Annotated in this window: 18 protein-coding genes; all 18 read right to left on the bottom strand. The window is 42.6% G+C overall.

Annotation, left to right across the window (positions count from 1 at the left end; translation table 11 throughout):
* Genes RBH88_RS02395 through lpxD form a run of 18 tightly spaced genes read right to left on the bottom strand, consistent with a single transcriptional unit; the run spans position 1 to position 18,915 of the window.
* A complete protein-coding gene (locus RBH88_RS02395) occupies positions 1–1,017 on the bottom strand; it encodes a glycosyltransferase family 4 protein (RefSeq protein WP_213690985.1) in 1,017 nt (338 codons plus the stop codon).
* The gene (locus RBH88_RS02390; protein WP_307879825.1) at positions 1,014–2,135 is read right to left on the bottom strand and encodes an ELM1/GtrOC1 family putative glycosyltransferase; all 1,122 of its coding nucleotides are present in this window, start codon (positions 2,133–2,135) and stop codon (positions 1,014–1,016) included. Before RBH88_RS02390 ends, RBH88_RS02395 begins: the two co-directional genes overlap by 4 nt.
* 24 nt (positions 2,136–2,159) lie before the next feature.
* On the bottom strand, positions 2,160–2,885 hold the full coding sequence (gene kdsB, locus RBH88_RS02385) for a 3-deoxy-manno-octulosonate cytidylyltransferase (RefSeq protein WP_213695459.1): 726 nt from the start codon (positions 2,883–2,885) through the stop codon (positions 2,160–2,162).
* A 2-nt stretch (positions 2,886–2,887) separates the two neighbouring features.
* Complete coding sequence (locus RBH88_RS02380) at positions 2,888–4,123, bottom strand: hypothetical protein (RefSeq protein WP_307879824.1); 1,236 nt, start codon at positions 4,121–4,123, stop codon at positions 2,888–2,890.
* Positions 4,093–5,298: a 3-deoxy-D-manno-octulosonic acid transferase gene (locus RBH88_RS02375; RefSeq protein WP_307879823.1), complete on the bottom strand. Its 1,206-nt coding sequence runs from the start codon at positions 5,296–5,298 to the stop codon at positions 4,093–4,095. Before RBH88_RS02375 ends, RBH88_RS02380 begins: the two co-directional genes overlap by 31 nt.
* Positions 5,299–5,341: 43 nt before the next feature.
* Complete coding sequence (locus tag RBH88_RS02370; RefSeq protein ID WP_213690989.1) at positions 5,342–6,349, bottom strand: SIS domain-containing protein; 1,008 nt, start codon at positions 6,347–6,349, stop codon at positions 5,342–5,344.
* 2 nt (positions 6,350–6,351) lie between these two features.
* Complete coding sequence (gene kdsA, locus RBH88_RS02365; RefSeq protein ID WP_213695461.1) at positions 6,352–7,209, bottom strand: 3-deoxy-8-phosphooctulonate synthase; 858 nt, start codon at positions 7,207–7,209, stop codon at positions 6,352–6,354.
* Positions 7,184–9,457, bottom strand: coding sequence for a tetraacyldisaccharide 4'-kinase (gene lpxK, locus RBH88_RS02360; RefSeq protein WP_213695462.1), 2,274 nt, complete (start codon positions 9,455–9,457; stop codon positions 7,184–7,186). Before lpxK ends, kdsA begins: the two co-directional genes overlap by 26 nt.
* Entirely contained in the window at positions 9,441–11,195 is a 1,755-nt protein-coding gene (locus RBH88_RS02355) for an ABC transporter ATP-binding protein (protein ID WP_213690992.1), read from the bottom strand. Before RBH88_RS02355 ends, lpxK begins: the two co-directional genes overlap by 17 nt.
* Positions 11,188–12,294 (bottom strand): cdisaccharide synthetase, encoded by a 1,107-nt coding sequence (locus RBH88_RS02350; RefSeq protein ID WP_213695463.1) that lies wholly within the window; start codon positions 12,292–12,294, stop codon positions 11,188–11,190. Before RBH88_RS02350 ends, RBH88_RS02355 begins: the two co-directional genes overlap by 8 nt.
* Positions 12,291–13,385, bottom strand: coding sequence for a lipid-A-disaccharide synthase (gene lpxB, locus RBH88_RS02345; RefSeq protein ID WP_213690994.1), 1,095 nt, complete (start codon positions 13,383–13,385; stop codon positions 12,291–12,293). The genes RBH88_RS02350 and lpxB overlap by 4 nt, the downstream gene beginning before the upstream one ends.
* Positions 13,370–14,179, bottom strand: coding sequence for an LpxI family protein (locus RBH88_RS02340; protein WP_213695464.1), 810 nt, complete (start codon positions 14,177–14,179; stop codon positions 13,370–13,372). The genes lpxB and RBH88_RS02340 overlap by 16 nt, the downstream gene beginning before the upstream one ends.
* Before the next feature lies 1 nt (position 14,180).
* On the bottom strand, positions 14,181–15,278 hold the full coding sequence (gene lptG, locus RBH88_RS02335; protein ID WP_213690996.1) for an LPS export ABC transporter permease LptG: 1,098 nt from the start codon (positions 15,276–15,278) through the stop codon (positions 14,181–14,183).
* A complete protein-coding gene (locus RBH88_RS02330; RefSeq protein WP_213690997.1) occupies positions 15,268–15,765 on the bottom strand; it encodes an HAD family hydrolase in 498 nt (165 codons plus the stop codon). The genes lptG and RBH88_RS02330 overlap by 11 nt, the downstream gene beginning before the upstream one ends.
* Entirely contained in the window at positions 15,758–16,561 is an 804-nt protein-coding gene (lpxA, locus tag RBH88_RS02325; protein ID WP_213690998.1) for an acyl-ACP--UDP-N-acetylglucosamine O-acyltransferase, read from the bottom strand. The genes RBH88_RS02330 and lpxA overlap by 8 nt, the downstream gene beginning before the upstream one ends.
* Before the next feature lie 2 nt (positions 16,562–16,563).
* Positions 16,564–17,019 carry a 3-hydroxyacyl-ACP dehydratase FabZ gene (gene fabZ, locus RBH88_RS02320; RefSeq protein ID WP_213695466.1) on the bottom strand — a complete coding sequence of 152 codons (456 nt, stop codon included), beginning with the start codon at positions 17,017–17,019 and terminating at the stop codon, positions 16,564–16,566.
* A gap of 13 nt (positions 17,020–17,032) precedes the next feature.
* Entirely contained in the window at positions 17,033–17,872 is an 840-nt protein-coding gene (gene lpxC / locus RBH88_RS02315) for a UDP-3-O-acyl-N-acetylglucosamine deacetylase (protein ID WP_213691000.1), read from the bottom strand.
* Positions 17,869–18,915: a UDP-3-O-(3-hydroxymyristoyl)glucosamine N-acyltransferase gene (gene lpxD / locus RBH88_RS02310; RefSeq protein ID WP_213695467.1), complete on the bottom strand. Its 1,047-nt coding sequence runs from the start codon at positions 18,913–18,915 to the stop codon at positions 17,869–17,871. The genes lpxC and lpxD overlap by 4 nt, the downstream gene beginning before the upstream one ends.
* Positions 18,916–18,927 lie beyond the last annotated feature (12 nt).

Below are 18,927 nucleotides of genomic sequence, written 5' to 3'. Positions count from 1 at the left end.
TTAAGTAAGAATTTCTTCATAAAAATTCGCTGTATCTCGCGCCATATCTTTATGAAATGGCAATTCATGCATGAAAAACTGCTTTGTTTCTCTGGTCAAAATTATTTCTTCTAAAGCATCTTTCCACTCACTTACACTTCCCGGAGTAATCAAACATTCGGAAGAGAAAGAGAGTTCTTTCACGGGAGGTAAATCGGAGGCCAAAACCGGAACTTTCATTTGAATAGCCCTCATCAACGTAAGGCCCATCCCTTCAGACAATGAAGGGAACAGAAAACATGAACATTCTGACATCCATTGGTCTGGATTATCCTGAAAACCGTGGAAAAAGACTTTGTCCGAAAGATTATAATCAGCACACTTAATCTCAAGTTCTTGCTTAAAGGGTCCATCTCCCACAATATCTAGACGCCAGTTATTTTTCTCTCTAAAAGAACAGTCTTTCAAGGCTTCCAAGACAATATGCAGTCCTTTAAGTTTGGTTAACCGACCTACAAATAAAAAGATGAAAGGACAAGATGAAAGTTCACCCTTCCATGAGATTTTCAAGGGAGGCAGCCCATTTAAGATAACAACTCGCTTAGCAGGTAAATACTCGTCAAGATATTCATATACCCAACGACTTATACATATGGCTCCTGCTGCTTTCTTAAAAACTGCTATTCCCATATTTTTAGAATACGTAGAATGGGCAGTAACAACAAAAGGGACCCCGGAGAAACAACTTGCCCACCACGCTATCCACGCTGGAACTCTAGAATGTGCGTGAATAACATCCCACTTTTCTTGTTTCGCCCTGTTCGCGATCTTTATTGCCGCATATAGACCCGTTGCCGGATTTTTTTGATAGACAGGAAGAGCCCAATGTTCAACATTTTTTAGATTTTTCTGGAGCTTACCTCCTCCAGAAACAACCAGCACCGTATGCCCCATTTTAGATAATTCATTTGAAAGCGCAAGAACATGACGTTCAACTCCCCCCTCAGAAAATTCAGGAAGAAGCTGAATGATTTTCATTCTTTCCACCTCTTGATTATCCACAACGCTGCACGCCGTGCTTCATTAAATTCTGTCGTTCCTTTATAGTCATTTTGTTCTTCTAAAACTTGCTGCGAATATTCCACAAGACAGCTTTTCTCTTTGAAAGCATCAAAAAGTGTGTTAAAACGTGGAATTCCCCACAAATAAAAGGGCTTGCTCATGTGTTGCAACATTCCCCTTATTCCCTTTCTATGCTCAACCCGCATTAATATAACACGATGTCCTGCTGTTACAGCCTCTGAAGCCATAGAGACAGAGTCTTCTGTACAAAAGACACGATTACAAAGCTTCATCATTCCAGGAACAGGGTTCATGGAATCTTTTGATGCCAACAACAGCATTCTAACATGAGCTTCATTACTTGTAATACAGAGTAGCTCTTCTTCCGCTTCAGAGTTCGTTCGTCTGGAAGTTGTTATATAAAGGTCAGCACATGCTCCATGTGCCGCATGAATGATAGGAACAACGTTTTCACGTATCCATTGGCTGCTAATAGAATAATTTGCGTCATCTCCACCAATAAGAAGCGCCCATCTATTCTCAGATTGAAAGGGATAAAGCAAGGCCAGTTCTTCGGCAGCTTGCTGTAACTTCTCAGGGAAAATGGAATTAGGCGCGCCTAAAGTCGGCAAAACATTATTGGCCTTCTTCGGACGATCATGCAGTGGAACAACTCCAAAATCAAAAGGTTCCGAACCTATAAAAGAAGGAGTCATTAAGGCACAACTTTTTGCACCCAAATATTTCGATAATGCGAGATTAAATGCCGCAGTCCCGCTTCCAGCTGAAATAAAAAGGGTATCGCAAGGTTTTACATTATATTGATCGAAAAGAGACTGGCACTGTTGCAATAAAGAAACAGCTCCAGCCTCTTCAAGCCAATTTCTAATTTTTTCTTTGCTCATCGACGGTAGGGCACGCCCTCTTATTTTGAGAAGACGAAACTTACGTCCCCCTAAAACTTTAGGTACTTCATATTCTGTAATGACCGCACCTATTTCTTTATGGAGCCAGCCAGCTATTCCTCTACTCTGAAAAAGATGACCTCGTATTCCATCACTCAAAATAATAACAAGGGCAGGTTGTCGATGCATGTTTGTTCTCCTTAATGATTCCGATCAGCCTAAAATACGACGCACGGCATTAAGATCTTCAAGAGTATCTACACTTGGTCCGCGATGGGATACAGCAGTCTCAACCACTTTCATCGAATACCCGTGCTCAAGTATTTTCAACTGCTCTAAAGATTCTGCCGTAGAGAGAGGCGTAGCTTCTAATTTCACATACTTCATCAAAAAGTCTTTACGGTATCCGTATATCCCTATATGTTCGTATACGGGAAGAGGTGTCTTCACCCTAAAATAAGGGATTGGTGAACGGCTGAAATAAAGCGCAAAACCACGACAATCCCTTACGACTTTAACAACGTTAGGGTTACTTAAATCAGCCTCATCACAAAGAGGCGCACAAAGAGTCGCTGAGACTATATCTTCGTTTTCAGTAAGGGCTAGGGCCACTTCATCGATCATACGAGGATCGAGAAGAGGCTCATCACCCTGAATGTTAATGACGTAATCCACATTCATGTTTTCAGCAACTTCCGCCACTCTGCATGTACCGTTGGGATGCTCTTTTGACGTAAGGACTGCATTGCCGTTAAAGGCTTGCACTGCTTCTATAATCCTTTCATCGTCTGTTGCCACAATAACAGCTCCTAAAAAGGAAGAGCACTGTGCTTTTTCATAGACATGCTGTATAAGTGGTTTGCCGCAAATATCAGCAAGAGGTTTCCCCGGAAGTCGAGTTGATCCATAACGTGCAGGAATTACGCCAAGTATATTCATAGCTAAATACGATACTCCTTCGCTTTTTGAAGTAATTTTTCTCGGTCAAGGAATTTTATTTCCTTGACAATCCATTCTCTCATTGCCTTACCATCTTCTGTTTCTTGGGAATAACTCATAAAATCAAGATTTATATTGAGTTCATTCGCAACTCGCCAAGCCATAAGAGGCCATACCTGACCAATATCTCCAATTATAGGAATACTTCCTTCATGTCTGGCAAAGGCAGACATCTCCATACGGAAAGGTATTTTAGAAATTTTGGTCTTCGGCAATCCTTTATCGATGGCTTCCTGAATCATGGCGCTCTGCTTTTGCAGATCCTGAGCTTTTCTGAGGTTTTCATCAAGATCTATGCGAATAAGCTTCTTATCGCGCAAACTGTATGTGTGAAGACCTTTCCACCACGACCAAATGCCGTGACCTGTATAGCATTCAAAAGGACCGTCGTGAATTTCCTGAGTCAATGCTACTGCCGATTCTATAATAATATCAGCGCTTTCAAGCATACTAGCTATCCGTTTAGACCTTTCAAAAATAGAAATGCTATCTCCGATAGACATTCCGATATGGCCACTTCCTATCATCTGAGGAATGCTTACAAGTACAGGCAATCCTTTTTCGGCACCGATACCAATCATTGTCCGGCGATCAGCACCCCATCCTGCAACAAGTTCGAAGGGAAGGCCGTATGCCTTGCACACCGTCAAAATTTCAGCTGCCAAAGACTCGTTTCTTAATCCCATAGGGTAAGCCATATTACCAGCCGCTTTTAAAACAATATGACCATCAACCTCTTCGCCACGTCTCAGAAGAAGCTCATCAAGAACCATTTCCTGGCGAAGAACGTCTATTTCATAAGGGGTAAGCTGGGTAAACTCAAAAACATTCCCTCGGGGCATATATTTCTCGTCGAACCCTAACTCCGATGCATTACACATTTTCACTTTATCAAGAGCGCCAGCCATTTCGTGACCAATAACAGCAGAGCTTGTTGTAACTCCATCAATAATTCCTTTATCCATTAATTCAGCGATGAGAGTCGTAACTCCTTCATGTATATTGGGGCCACTTCCGGTAGCAACGACTATTTTGCCGCCTTTTTTCTTCACTCCCACCATAGTCTCAACGGCTTCATCTAAAGCCGTTTTCGATCTTTCATCTAACTTCTCATAAAATTGATTCAGCAGCTTTTCATTAACTTCCATTATCTCATCACCTCGCGTATTTCTCTCCATGATATTTGTGCAGCTCCCCCCACTCCCTCAAAATACTGTCTAGCTCCTCGCCGTACATCGTCTCGAAGGGAAGGGGAAAGACTTTTTATCCACCACTCCGCTATCTCTTTTGCATTATGTACTGTAATTGCGACCTTCTTCTCACCAAGAGCCCCAGCAGCTTCCGGGAAATCTTCCATATCTGGACCATGACAAATAGGGACACCGAATATCGCAGCTTCCATAAGATTCTGCCCGCCCTTCGGAACGAGACTGCCCCCTATAAAAGCACTATCGCAAATTCCATAAAGATCAAAAAGGACTCCTATTTTATCAACAATTAAGATACTCCACTCTTTTTCTAAAGAAGACAAGCGCTCTACAGACGCAACATTTTGGGCTAACAAACTTATTGCTTCTGCCCGTTCAGGGTGGCGTGGCACAATAATAAGTCGTGCTTCAGGAACACGGGCCTTCACCAAAGAAAAAGCTTCAAGTATTATTTCGTCTTCGCCCGTATGAGTACTGCCCGCTAAAAATATGGGCTTTTTTTCTCCTATAATTTTTCTAGCCCACGAGAGATCGACGGCTTTTTGACGCAAAGCCAATGCATCAACTTTGCAATCTCCCGTAACAATAATTTTCTTTATATCTATTCCTAATGAAAGCAAATAATCGGCATCACTTTGAGCACGAACCATTAGTCGGGTAAAACAAGAAAAAATGTCCCTCCAAAATGCAGACTGCTTTTTCCCCTTTGATGATGTTGTCTCAGAAAAACGTCCGTTAACAAGAAAGGCTGGGATCTTACGCTTCGCAAGCTCTTTGAGCAAATTCGGCCAGATTTCTGTCTCTATTACAGCATAGGCACGCGGTTGCATAATATCAAGGGCACGAGAAACAATCCATGGAATATCCCAAGGATAGTAGATATGTGTTTCAAAGAGCCCGGGAGCTAGCTTAAAAGCCATTTCCCTCCCCGTAGATGTTGTAGTTGATAAGACAACGGGAATATCTTTCGAATCATTTTTCACAGCACCAAGAAGAGGCCAAGCTGACTGCACTTCGCCTACCGATACAGCATGAACCCAAAGGGGATTATGACTTAAAATTTCTTTTTTCTCGTCACTATAGAAAGCTTTACGTTCATCAAGCCCCATTTTATATTTATGAGCCAGCCATGGATAGGCCAGCATATAAGCAGCCGAAACGAGATGCCGGTATGTTGCGTATTTCAGATCAGGCCACCCCCGCTTTTAGTAGTTCATGAAGATGAATTATTCCCAGCGGTTTTTTATCCCGAACAATAACAATTACTGAAATCTCCCGCTCTTCCATAATGCGAACAGCTTCAGCTGCAAGACGCCCTGGTTCTATGGTTACTGGATTTTGAGTCATAGCGCTTGAAACATCTGATTCTAAACATTCAACACCACAACGTTCTATAAGACGACGGAGATCTCCATCCGTAAATATGCCAACTAGATGTTCCTGAGCATCGACTATTACCGTTGCCCCGTACCCCTTGCTTGTCATTTCGAATAAGGCATCGCTTACCGTAACATTTTGTTTTACTATAGGTAATTTTTGTCCCGATCCCATAACGTCTTCCACTTTGGTCAAAAGTCTCCGCCCCAAAGATCCACCTGGATGGAAAAGGGCAAAATCTTCTTCCACTAAACCACGTAATTCAGTTACCATTCCCGCTATCGCATCACCGATAGCAAGTTGAACAGTAGTACTACTTGTAGGAGCAAGATTCAACGGATCAGCTTCTCGACTTACAGCAGAGTTCAATACAATGTCGGAGTTTTTAGCAAGAGGAGATGATGTTCCTCCCGTTATCGATATCACTGGGGCCCCCAAACGTCTGAAAAAGGGCAACAGAGAGACCACCTCTTTAGTCTTACCACTATTACTTATAAAGAGGCCTACATCTTCTCTACAAACCATTCCAAGATCTCCGTGGGAAGCCTCTGCTGCGTGAAGGAAAAAAGACGGGGTTCCCAACGAAGCCAAAGTTGCCGCAATTTTCCTGCCAATAAGCCCCGACTTTCCCATACCTATAACGACAAGACGCCCTTTGCTGCAATGAATGGTTCGTGCCGCTTTCACTAACTCGATTCCCAATTCATTCGCTTTGCGTGACAGTTCTAGCGCCTCTTGCTCTAAGACATTACGGCCTATGGAAAGAAGCCGCTCATCATCAAGTTCAATTCCAGCTCGTTCTCTGGGAAGACAGACCATGCTTACGCCTCCTCTGCCCAATCTATATCTGTTTTTCCGATGGCGTTCTCTACAAGATTCCACACATCGCCAATCTGAGAAAGGAAATATTCTAACTTCTTCAAAGGAACCATATTAGGCCCATCACTTTTTGCTGAAGATGGGTCTGGATGGGTCTCTATAAATAAACCATCAATTCCGATTGCTGCCGCAGCCCTGGCCAGAGGCAAAGCAAATCGTCTGTCTCCACCACTTGATGTACCCTTTCCACCAGGCATCTGCACGCTATGAGTTGCATCGAAAACGACAGGACACCCCATATTTCTCATAAGCACAAGAGAGCGCATATCAACAACAAGCTGGTTGTACCCCATTGTTGTTCCACGCTCACAAAGAATGACTTTATCGTTTCCGGCCTCTTTGCATTTTTCCACAACCTGCTTCATATCGTGAGGGGCTAAAAATTGAGCTTTTTTAACATGAAGAGGTCGATGCGTCTGAGCTGCAGCTACTAATAAATCGGTCTGTCGACAAAGAAAGGCAGGAATCTGTAAAATATCTGCCACTTCAGCTACGGGCTCAGCTTGCCACGACTCATGGATGTCAGTCAAGACCGGCACTGAAAGTTTTTCTTTTATTTCAGCCAGTTCCGAAAGCCCTTTTTCAAGGCCAGGACCTCGATAGCTATGAATAGACGTTCTGTTTGCCTTATCGTAGGAAGCCTTAAAAATATAATTCATTCCCAAACGATGACATATTTCTTTTGCCTTTTCTCCTATTTCCAAGCCAAGCTCCAGACTCTCTAAAGAGCATGGGCCAGCAATAATTGTCAGTTTTTTCTCTCCTATACAAAAATCATGAACTGGTATCGGTTGAACCATACACGTCATCCCCCTGCTTTATATTTCGGGATATTTTTTTATACACATGGCATCGAAGATCCCAACCATACTCCCGTGCCACATATTCCACTACATTATCCAGAGCGCCAGGTCCGCCTAAACGTTTTTTCCCCTCTTCTGACATGGCCGCACGTCGCTCCGGGTTTGAAAGAATGTCAAAAGCTGTATCGGCCAACACCCGAGGATCTGGTGACACAAGGATTTCTGATTCTCCGAGAAGTTTTTTCTGTACAAGTTTCCCCTTCTCATAAATAGAAACAACGGGAACTCCTAAACCAGCACATACCTGATTCGCCGTTCCTCCCAATCCCAAAAGAATATGTGCACGAGCAGCCGCAGATACTAACGTTCCAAAATGGAAAAAAACGCGCAATCCATTCTTCTCTATTCCGCTTTCGTTTTCCATGAGACTCCATCCTGGAGCTGCAGCAACAAGTTGCTTTATGTCGAGGGACGGAGCTATAACCGCTACAAAAACACATGGAACCTTATCGTAAAGAATCAAGGCCGCATCAAGCAGCAACTTCATATCGTGATACGCCCTTTTTCTACTTCCTGGCAAAAGCAATACCCGAACTTCTTTTTCACCAGGCCATTCAAAGGTCCCATTAGTATTATCACATGTTAGGTCCATTATTGGATTCCCTGCAAAAATTGCATCTGCATGAGAGCGAACAAGCTCTGATGCAGTTTCTGCATCTCGAGTCCAGACACGGCGACAACGATGTTTTAATAAAAAACGTTCAAGGCGCCAATGTCCACTTAAGTATACCGTTTTAGCCGTGGCTACAAGCACTGGCAATTGCCCTTGCCCCCATAATGTGTGGAGCAAAAGATATACATCCCCCACACAGAGCGGGGTTCGTATTTGTCCTCGCAACTTATGCCATGCTTTTAATTGAGAAAAAATATGTCGAACGAGACCCGATTTCAAGTCTCGTATTAAATCTGAAATATGATACTTAATAACTCCTCCAGAAGGAGAATCGGAGGTAACAGAGTCAACAGTAATACCTGCGTTTAAATACTGTTCCCCCTTTCCGACAATGGGAAAAGAAGTAACACGAGCAAGTGGGAAACGCTTTCTTACCTTTTGCGCAAGCAATGCTCCCATTGCATCTTCTCCATATCCGTTAGAAGCTACAACAAGTTGGGGACGAAGCCTTTCACTTAAAAGATGCCAAAAACGCTCTTCCTCGTCTATAACTGTAGAAATAATGGGCACAAGCAAGGGCTCCTCAAGAGAACTTTCCGGCAAGTTATACACATCTTTTTCAGTACAAACAAGGTGTGACGCTCCTAATTCTTTTTTAAGTGCTATGAGGCGTTCCATATCGCGGTAATCAAAACGATGGTGGTCTTTAAAGCGCATCTCTTTCAGAACGTTAAGCCCCTGTTGTTCAAGAGTTCTCCGAAAACTTCCAGGACTTCCTATTGCAGAAAAGGCTACAACGGGGAGTCTATTCACATTAAAGTCAATCTCATCTTGCCAGGAACCGTTCCAGAATGACCAGCATCGTAATTCTAGCCTTGATGTAAATAACCTCTCTTCGGGAACGTAGCGCAAAAGTTTTTGACGAACCTCTCTAAGTTGTTTTTCTGATACTTGATCTGCTTTTGTAATAACAACAATATGTGCTCTTTTCAGCGCACTTGGAGGTTCTCTTAAAATGCCTGCGGGAACAAGACGCCCATTTCCAAAAGGGCAACAGGCATCAACAAGCACAATATCCACATCTCGCCCTAGCCGCCGGTGTTGAAATGCATCGTCAGCAACAATAAGCTCTACATTATATTTTTGCAGAGCCTCAACATCTTTTAAACGATCTCTCGAAACAGCAACTGGTACATAAGGCAGACGAGACGCTAAAAGGAGGGGTTCATCTCCCACTATATTTCTATCGAAAGATGTTCCCTGAATAACCACAGGTTCGTTCGTCTGTCCCCCATAGCCCCGGCTTACAATACCAACATTAATTCCCGTATCGTAAAAATGACGAGAAAGCATTTCCACGAATGGCGTTTTATTTGTTCCACCAAGTGTAATATTTCCAACACTAATAACTGGAATAGAGGGTTCGTAACTCGCCATAAGACCGTGATCGAAAGAAAAATTCCGAGAACGTATAAAACTGTGAGATACGCACGTTAAAGGGACGAGCAAAGACCATGGACTTACTTTGCGCTCTCCTCTCGCCCATTCGAGATAACTACGAACAACTTTCATGGTTGATTTCTCCACCAAATTGCAACTCATAAAGGTGGCGGTATATTCCTCCCTTTTTAATGAGTTCTTCGTGTGAACCGCTTTCTGCAATGCAACCTTTATCTAAAACAAGAATTCTGTCAGCACTCCGAATAGTGGAAAGTCTATGAGCAATAACAAAAGAAGTCCGGCCTTCCATTGCCTTTTCCATAGCTTCCTGAATCTGACTCTCTACTGCAACATCTAGAGATGAAGTTGCCTCATCCAAAATGAGGATTCTGGGGTTACGAATGATCGCTCTGGCTATAGCTACTCGCTGTCGCTGACCTCCGCTCAACGTTATTCCTCGTTCCCCTATCTCTGTTTCATATCCTTTAGGAAGAGACGAAATAAACGTATGAATTCCGGCTATCTGAGCTGCTCTTACAATATCTTCCTGCGTAGCCGATGGACATCCATAGGATATATTAAAAGCCAGGCTTCCTTTCATCAAAACAGGATCCTGCGGAACAATGCCTATCTGTTTTCGAAGCTCCGTCAAATCAAGAGTTTTTACGTCATGTCCATCTATACGTACTGTTCCCCTGGAAGGATCATAAAAACGAGGGATAAGGTCCATCAATGTAGATTTTCCTCCGCCGGTAGAACCAACAATGGCAACTCTTTCTCCAGGTTTTGCTTCCATAAAGATACCTTTCAGAACCCACTGTTCATCTGTATAAGCAAACCAGACATCGTCCATCTGTATAGAACCCTGAATAACACCAAGTGGAATAGGGTTTTCTGGTGAGTGAATTTCACACGGCGTATCGAGTATGGAAAAGATTCGCTCTCCAGCAGCCAATCCAAGCTGCATACTGCTTATTACACGGGTAAAGACACGTATAGGTTGCACGAGAAATCCAAGATATCCTAAAAAGGCAATAAGTTCTCCGGGCGTCAAGACTCCATGTATGACATCTCTTCCTCCAACCCAGAGGATAAATGCCAACGCAGCAATAAGAATAACCTCTATAATGCCTGAAAGAGCAGATTGTACCTGTACTCCATGCATTAATGCTTTGAAGTTAGACATATTTTGTCCCTTAAAGCGTTCATTCTCCATATCCTCTGTCACAAATGAGCGAACGATGCGAATAGCTGACAACGCCTCTTGGACAATGGCAGATAACCTTGCAAGCTCTTCTTGGATGGTGTGCCCTACGATACGAAGTTTTTTCGATGCATGATCAAGAATCAAAAATGTTAAAGGTAGAATGGCAAAGGTCATAAGCGTGAGACGCCAATTTATATATATAAGGAATCCGAGCATTCCCAAAAATGTTATTCCCTGAACAACAAGATCCACAACAACAGATGTCACCATATTCTGTAAAACAGTCACATCGTTCGTAATACGCGACATAAGTTCTCCCACGCGTTTCCCATAAATATAACGGAGAGACATTCGTTGCATATGATCATAAAGACGAACACGAAGATCCATTACGACGTGCTGTCCTACCCAGTTCATAAGATATTGATGCCCATAGGAAGCAGCACCCTTTCCAACAAAGATGGCAACAAGGCCTATTGCGAGGACATTAAGGACATCCATCTTTTTGGCGATCAGCACATCATCAACAACATTCTTTAAAAGCCACGGCGGAATTACGGTAAAGGCAGACGCCAATACCATACAGCCGAGAGCTGCAAAGAGCCGAGGCAAGTAGGGACGTGTATATTGTAAAAGTCGAAGGTAGATATGTTTTTTATTCATGCACACACAGCCTTTCAATCATGGCGCTTATACTTTTCGAAGGCATGTCTCGAGATTGTTGCGATAACTTTAAAAGTTGTGTCTTTTGAACTTCGAAAGCCTCTCTATTCTGCCATAAATCATATAGTTCGTTGGCAACATCCGAAGGATGTAATTCTCCTACACTTTCTCTCATTATCTGTTTTTTTACCAAACGGTTTGGCCACGCCAAATATGTCGTTCTGTGAGCAGCTTTACTTCGTAGTATCTTTTCCTTTATTGCAGGGCCTATCGTTGGTAACGACGTGATAAAACTTTTTATTCCACTTAATGGAATTTCCCTTAAAAAGGCAAAAGGAACTGCCACAAGAGTTGGAACAGACATATGCATTAGTTCTAAAGTATTAGTTCCAGGCTGCGTTAAAGCAATATCCGCCTCTTTCAAAACTATTCCTGTTCCCGTAATAGAAGGATTCATCCCTTCATCTTCCCACATTTTTTGTTCTTCTATCTTTGAGAATGGGGATAACAACGTTGTTACTTGCAATGTTTCTATTTTTTCTCTCAACAAATACGTTACTTCTGACAAAAAAGGCAACGCTTTATTCCGTATTGCCGGACGACTTCCAGGGAAAAAAACTAATTTTACACCATCTTCATCTTGCCATGGGGAGGGCCCTTCGTCCATAAAAACCCCTTCCTTCACAAGATCGCCAACAATAATAGTTTCTGATGATATCTGTCGTGCCATAGCTTCATAGGCTGTAAAAACTGCGTTACAGTGATGCAACCCCTTTTTCTGTCCGTATGTATAACAAAAAAGAGGGACATCTCGCTTTCGAGCAATGTGATGACCAAAGAGAAGATCCCCTCCCATTTGAAGAACAACATCAGTTTGATGATTCTTCAAAGCTCTCAATGTTTCAGTCGCTGAATAGGGACCTTTGACTTCATCTGCACCGATAGTCACAGCAGCCTCTGCTTCCCGCCCACTTGCGAATTGGCAAGGAAGAAGCCAAATTGTCACATGTTTTTTCTGACGTTTCAATTCTTGAGCTAACGGTCTGCACCAACCCCAAAGCTCTCCTGGCCCATTAACCAACAAGGTGACGGATATCACTGCCGTTCCCCCTCTAAAATAACCTTTTGCCAAAGAGCAAGAGCTCCTGGTTTTCCCATATCGTCTCTGGCTCTTTTTAGAGCTTCATGTTTTTCTTGTTGCACCTTTCTGTCCTGTAAATAATTTGTAGCTTCTTTCATTATATTCTTACAAGAAGCATCTTCCTGTAAAAGTTCAGGATATATCTTTTCTTGAGCCATAATATTGGGTAAAGAGACCCAAGGGGTCTTAACAAAATTTTTATAAATACGCCATGATAGCCAAGACCCTTTATATATGACAATCATAAAACGATTTACCATCATGGCCTCCAATGCAACAGTGCCGCTTGCTCCTATTACAATGCAGCTCTGCTTCATTAACTCTTTGCCATTACCCTCGAAAAATTGCCACTCATGTAACTCCTCTTTCATCTTCTTCTTAATCTTAGAAGAAAGACCTGGAGCGATGGAAAAAACTGGCTGATAGCCCATTTCATGAAATTGGGAAGCGCATTCTTTGAGCACCGGCAATAATCGTTCTACTTCGCTCTTTCGACTGCCAGGCAAAAGGGCAATTATATTGCTAGAAGGATCTGTAAAAGAAAAATTTTTCAAATCAAGAAAAGGGTGTCCCACCCAAACAGAGGGAACATTGTGGTCACGTAAATACCTGTGCTCAAAACCTAATAGTGGCAACATAAATGTACAATATCGGCGTAACGCTTTAACCCGCTTCTTTCTCCACGCCCACACTGTGGGAGGAGCAACATAAATAACGGGATTTCTAAAACCTTTTTTCCGAAGGGTACGAACAAGAGGAAGGTGAAAATCAGGACTGTCGATGACAATAACTCTTCGAGGTTGTTCTCTAACAATATAACTCGCTATAGTGTTTTTTAAACGCCATAAACGAGGAATAGCAGCAACAATATCAGAACTTCCCATAAGACTTAATTGATCAATAGACCACAGAGCAGTTCCTGTCGCTTTTATTCCTTCTTTGCCTAGCATACCTACAATAGGCTCTTCTGTAGATTCTCGAAGAGCCTTTATAATCAATCCAGCGTAATAGTCTCCAGAAGGTTCGCCACAACTTATGAAGATAGACACGAGTCTACCCCTACAACGGCAATATCCAAGTTGGCGGCAAGATCAAGAAAATGCTCCTTTTCAAGCAGAAGAGTACGTTCTACTTCAAGAGCTAAACTTGTCTGTCCTGCCTTTGCCATCACTTGAAGGGTATGGGGTCCAACAACAGGGATGTCAAATCGCTCATCCTGATCGATTCGCATCATTTTTATAACCGATCCACCATGAACGAGATCGCCAGCCCGCTGAATCATGGCATCCGTTCCCTCCATAGCTTCTACCGCAACTACGGCACCATCTTGAACAACAATGCTTTGCCCAAAAGAGAGAGGAAGAATCTGAGAAAGGATTGAACAGCCATATGCTATATCTTTCGACTCATCCTCTGTCAGTCCTCGCTGAGAAATCTGCCCTCTTGGGGTAAGAAGATCAAAAAGAATATCTCTGTAACCAACTACATGTATTCCCATTTTTTCTATGGTTTCAACTATCCGTCCGAGAAGAGCGTGATCATTGTTATCTTCAGCATCAAGTGTCTGCTTAAGTAACTGATCAAGATTCTCTCTTTGATACATAAGTTTTTTAGAAACTTGTCCCGCCAAAATAAGTGTATCTATTTGATATGCAAGCATACGATGTAAAAGACCTTTGAGATCGAGGTCAAAAACTGGCCATATTTCCTGAGCGAAAGGACGCAATGCCTCTCTTGTTCCTCCAATGGCAAAGATGTAAGGAGAAGTTTGCTGTTCCGCAAGTCTTCGACTTATAATTTCGGGGAGAACACCTTCTCCTGCAATGATAGCTATTTTACCCATTTTAATCATTCGCCTTTCGTGCAAAGTATCCGCCTACAAGTAAAAACACTACATTTGGAATCCAGGCAGCCAAAAAAGGCGGCATGTGCTCTGTTTCTCCAAAAGCTTTACAGAGAGACATCACGACGTAATAAACAAAAACAATCATTACACTGAGACCAAAACCGACTCCTGAACCCGTTCTATGCGAACGAACGCCAAGACTTGCGCCCAAGATAGCAAGGACAACACTCGCCCACGGCACTGCCAAACGCAAATGAAAAAGAACCCATAAGGGAGCCTTGTTTCCACCTTGCGCCTGAAGTAACCGTATTTGAGTCAACAATTCAATAGCGCTCATTTCGCTGGGTTTACGGGATGCCTGTTCAACTTGCTGTGGAGAGAGGTTTAAATCAAATTGCTGACGATCAAAGCGAAAAAGGAGTTCCACTTTTCCATTCTCTGCTACCTGAAAAACCTCTCCGTCATTGATCCACCATTTTCCATCTTTCCATAAACCAGTTTTACCTACAGTAATACGTTTTATCTTTCCGCCCTCGAATTCCTGCAGTAACACATTGTTCATAGTACCTTTTCGAGGTTGTAATTTTTCTATATAAATAACTCTGTTGAGCTGCCCGTTGCTCTCATCACGAAGAAAAACCTGCTCTTTGAGAATAGATGGCTTTTCCCGCATTACTTCGTACCGCATAAGATTTTCGGCAGCACGATTAGAAAAAGGGACTACTGTTTCATTTAATATAAGAGCCACTATGCCAACGAAAATGGCCCCAATAATTACAGGACGTAAGATTCGCTGAAAAGAAATGCCTGACGATTTTAACGCAACAATTTCACTGTTGGCTGAAAGTTTTCCAAAGGTAAGAAGTGCAGAAAGCAAACAAGCCATAGGCAAAGTCAATATGACAACTTCAGGTAAACGATAAACAAAAAGCCGTAGCACAACACCAAGAGAGATCCCTTTTTCTATAATCAGACTGGCTATCTGAAACAGGAGATCCCCCGCGACAAAAACCATGGTGAAGGCCATTACACCAAAAAAGAAAGACCCGGCCATTTCCCGTAAAATAAATCGGTCAAGTATTCCTCTATTTTTCACTGCATCCACGTCCCGTTACACATTCTCTATTATGCGCAAGTATATATTCAGCCACCTCTCTGATGGCTCCATGTCCTCCACACGCAGATGTTACATTTTTTGCCGCTATTTTTGCTTCATTCACAGCATTAGCTACGGCAAAACTAAATGTCACCCACTGCAAGCATTCTACGTCATTAATATCGTCACCAGCATAAGCTATTTCCGAAGGCAAGATAGAAAGATCAGAAGCCAACTTCTGTAAGGCTTCGTATTTATTTTTTACTCCGTTATGAAGCAATGAAATTCCCAACTCTTTAGCTCGCCCCTCAGTGGCAGCAGAATAACGCCCACTAATAATCGCGACATCAACCCCACTTTTACGAAGACGGGCGATTCCCATGCCATCATGAATATCAAAACGCTTAAATTCATTTCCACGACCATCTAGATATACGCCGCCATCAGTGAGCGTTCCATCTACGTCGAGAACAAGAAGTTTAATCATCTGCATCTCCCTTAATTACATGCGGCCATGGCGTTACTCCTCGCTTGGACTGAGCCACAAAAGCAGAAATTTCTGCAGCGGCGAGGCTTCCTTCTACAGGCATACTTTGAGCTGCCGTTCTGAAAGGGAGTCCAGCATGGTAAAGATGTCGATAGAGCTCCTTTATTTCCTGTCTCTCTCCAGAAGAAAAGCCTGCCCGTTTTAATCCGACTCGATTTATACCATGCACACGCGCTGGATGACCATCTACAAGCAAGAAAGGAGGAACATCTTTAACTATCTTTGATAAACCACCAATCATACAGAAACGTCCAATACGAACAAATTGATGGAAACCTGCGAGACCGCCGACAACAGTACCATCACCCACCGTAACATATCCGGCAAAACCTGCTTTATTAGCTATTGTTACTCGGTTGCCAATATGCACGTTGTGCCCAAGATGGACTCCTTCCATGATGAAGCAATCATTTCCTACTTCTGTTGTCGTTCCTTCACCACTTGAGCGATGAATAGTTACGTTCTCTCTAATAACAACATTATTGCCAATGCGAACCCAGCTCTCTTCACCACCAAAATCTCTGTCTTGAGGTTCTCTGCCAAGAACTGTATTTTCATAGATATGACATGTGCTGCCGAGTTCTGTAAAATCAAGAAGATGAATAAACGCTTCCAACACAGTTCCCTCACCGATATGGACTTTGTCTTCCACAATACAGTAGGGACCTATGACAACATTATCTTCAATTTCGGCTTTCGGTGATACTATTGCGGTAGGGTGAATGGTCGCGCCCATGATTAGTCGTTTACCTCCGTCTTTTCTTTTGGGAGTTGTTCTGCCAAAATGAAACTGTACTCGGCTTCCGCAGCAATTTCTCCATCAACTTCGCTCTTAGCTTTTACTTTGCCTACATGGCCTCGTATTTTCGTTATCTCAGCTGTAGTAATCAACTGATCTCCCGGTCGAACGGGGCGACGGAAGCGGGCCTTGTCAACTCCTGTCAAATATGTAATCTTATTTTCCATATTGGGACGACAAACAATCATCATTGCTGCTACTTGTCCCATGGCTTCCAGAATCAGCACTCCAGGCATAACTGGTTCTCCTGGGAAATGTCCCTGAAAAAAAGGTTCGTTGATTGTAACATTTTTCAAACCAACAACTCGATTTTCTTCTACAGATACGATGCGATCAACCAATAGAAAGGGATAACGGTGAGGAAGAGCCTTCATTATTCTATCAATGTCAATCATTATATATCCTCCTTCATTCATTCCGGTTTAACATTCTTTTTAACCGCCGTACAAGACGAAGGTGCATGTCATGACCAGTACGGATGGCTACTATATGGGCATGGAGAGGTCGACCTAACAAGGCCAAATCTCCGATAATATCCAATATTTTATGTCGAACAAATTCATTTGAAAAATATAATCCCTTTTGATTTAAAGCTTCATGAGGTGTTACTAAAATAGCGTTTTCAAGATTTCCGCCCCTGGCAAGCCCTCTTTCACGCAGGGCATCCATTTCTTCTTCCAAGGCAAAGGTTCTACAAGGAGCAATCTCTTCCAAAAAGCCTTCAGAAGTGACTCTAAAGTCATAGATTTCTGTTCCTATAACGGGATTTTCATACTCAATGGCATACGTTATAGAAAGTGAGTCACTTGGAAAAGCGCAAAGAATTTTTTTCTTGCTATTGTCTGTCTCAACTATAGGTACCCAAGGACAAAAGGGCACTGTTTCGCAATCTGTCTCTACAACTCCTACTTCTTTCAATTTCTTAGAAAAAGCAAGAGAACTACCATCTAAAACTGGCATTTCAGGACCGCTGATTCTTATTACTGCTTGCCCTATGTTGCGAGTATAAAGAGCAGCCATAAGATGTTCAACTGTTCTTACTATGGCTCCATCTGAAAAAACAAGCTCCGTGCCGCGCCCGCTACCTCGAAGCTCCGCTTCGTCAAGACTATAAGAACGATTTTCTATTTCAAAAACAATACCTCTCGACACATATAAGGGGTTGATTTCAACACTACATGGCTTCCCTGAATGGAGACCAACACCTTCAAAACGTACAGGATTTTTTACCGTACATAAAAAACTCATTTCTCTTCCCCGCTACCTGACAATTTTTTCTCCAGAGCCTTAAGGCGCGCAAAGAGCTCTGGTAAACGAAGGTAGAGAGCTTGTGCTCTAAAATGCTCTTTGTGATCCCGCGCAGGAAAACCTGAGACTATTATTCCTGACGGAACGTCTTTTATTGCCCCGCCAAAAGCCGCTATTTGTGCTCTTGAGCCAACTTTTACGTGATCCTTCACTCCACTTCGGGCAGCCATTATAACGCCTTCCCCTATTTCTGCACTTCCTGCAATACCAGACATGGCGACTATAATACAATTTTCTCCTATCTGAGCATTGTGAGCTATATGAACATGATCATCTATCTTTGTGCCCGATCCAATAACGGTATCGTTGAGAGTCCCTCGATCTATAGTGGTGCAGGCTCCAATTTCGACATCATCTTTAATGGAAACGCCACCAATCTGTGGTATTTTCTGAGGACGCGCTTCCGGATGAAATGATGGGATAATACCAAAACCATCGCAACCAATTACAGCTCCGCTATGAATCAATACATTTTTCCCCACCTTCACATCTGAATACAAAACTACCTGGGGTTCAATATGTGTTCCTGCTTCTACAACGCTGCGCTCTCCTATAAAAATCTGCCCTTCAAGAATAACATTTTCTCCTATTACAACATCATCACCTATAACACAAAGAGGACCGACATACGCAGCGGCAGAGATACATGCCGTTTCAGATACAACAGCTGTAGGATGAATACCGTATGAGAAACTGGTTTTTTTATCAAATAAATGTAAAAGATTAGCAAAGGCTTCTCTCGGTTTTTCAACAATAATACCTTGGCGAGATTCGTTAAAAAAAGATTGCGCTGCAACAAGCAAAGCATCAGAAGAAAGTAACTCCAGTTCTTTTTCATCCCAGATTACTGAGAGAGTACCCTTTTCACTCTTTTCTGGAGAGACAAGTTTATGTACAACCATTTCTTTGTCCCCTACGATCTTCCCTCCTATATATTTGGCAATCTGACCTAAGGTCATATTTACGTCAGATTTATTTTTCATATCAACTGCCCC

Origin of the sequence: Aminobacterium sp. MB27-C1 (assembly GCF_030908405.1) — a bacterium.
Taxonomy (GTDB): Bacteria; Synergistota; Synergistia; order Synergistales; family Aminobacteriaceae; genus Aminobacterium.
Note: the sequence above shows the minus strand (reverse complement) of the source record. Positions and strands in the feature narration are given on the sequence as shown.